Annotated in this window: 2 protein-coding genes; one reads left to right on the top strand and one right to left on the bottom strand. The window is 76.9% G+C overall.

Annotated elements, in window-relative coordinates; all coding sequences use genetic code 11:
- Positions 1 to 107: 107 nt before the first annotated feature.
- The gene (locus tag AC51EU_RS30760) at positions 108 to 551 is read left to right on the top strand and encodes an NUDIX hydrolase (RefSeq protein WP_496270372.1); all 444 of its coding nucleotides are present in this window, start codon (positions 108 to 110) and stop codon (positions 549 to 551) included.
- 4 nt (positions 552 to 555) lie between these two features.
- On the opposite strand, the gene AC51EU_RS30755 is transcribed toward AC51EU_RS30760, so the two are convergent.
- Positions 556 to 816 (bottom strand): hypothetical protein, encoded by a 261-nt coding sequence (locus AC51EU_RS30755; protein WP_496270371.1) that lies wholly within the window; start codon positions 814 to 816, stop codon positions 556 to 558.
- Positions 817 to 1,024: the final 208 nt, after the last annotated feature.

Genomic DNA, 1,024 nt, shown 5'->3' with positions numbered 1-1,024 from the left:
CCCGCGACGGCCTACGCTCTGGGTGTCCTGCACGCCGACCAGCGCCATGAGGCGGAGGCGTCCCGCTACGCCTTCGGCCGCCTCTGGCACAGCGAAGGAGCCCGACCGTGACCACCGCACACGACGAGACGCCCCGGCCCGCCACCGAACCGGAGGACCTGGTACGGGCCGCGGGCTGCGTGCTGTGGCGGAAGGGGCCGGGCGACGGGCTGGAGATCGCCGTCGTCCACCGGCCGAAGTACCGCGACTGGTCGCACCCCAAGGGAAAGCAGGAGCGCGGTGAGGGCGCGCTGGAGTGCGCCGTGCGCGAGGTCGCCGAGGAGACCGGCATGGACTGCCGTCCCGGCAGCCCCCTGCCCACCGCCCGTTACACGGTCAAGGGCCGCCCCAAGGAGGTCCGCTACTGGGCCGCCGAGGCCGTCCCCGGCACCTTCACCCCCAACCGCGAGGTCGACCGCCTCGACTGGCTCACCCCGGACGCGGCCCGCGCCCGGCTCACCCACGACCACGACAAGGAGCTGGTGGGGGCGCTGGTGAGCGCGCTGGGGTAGGCGGTCAGCCCTGGAGGTCGTTCTCCGTCGCCCCCGGGGAGCGGCGGCGGAAGCGCCCCACCACGGCGGAGCCCACGAGGACCAGACCGATGGCGATGAGCTTGCCCGCCGGGTAGGAGCCGGACGCCCCGTCGCGGGCGAGGCTCCACACCGCCACCGCGATCCCCACGGCGACGAGGGCGATCCCCGCCACCGGGCCGGCGCCCGACCACCAGGGGGCCGCGGGGTGCTCGTCGTCCGGCCGGTCGGTTCCGCGGTCGCTCACGGTGGGTCTCCTGTCGGGGTGGGGGTGGCGGCGGTCAGCGGCCGCCATGGGACAGACGTGGGGACAGGGCCCCATGGTTGACGAGGGGCCCGCGTTCCGGCCACCCGCTCCCCGGGGCGCCGCCCTCACCCCCGGGGCGCCGCCCTCACCCCCGGGGCGCCACCGCGTCCCACCGCACCGTGACCTCGCCCTGGCGGCGCCGCCGCGG

It is taken from the genome of Candidatus Streptomyces philanthi (genome assembly GCF_059553635.1).
This window is presented reverse-complemented; position numbering and strand designations above follow the sequence as displayed.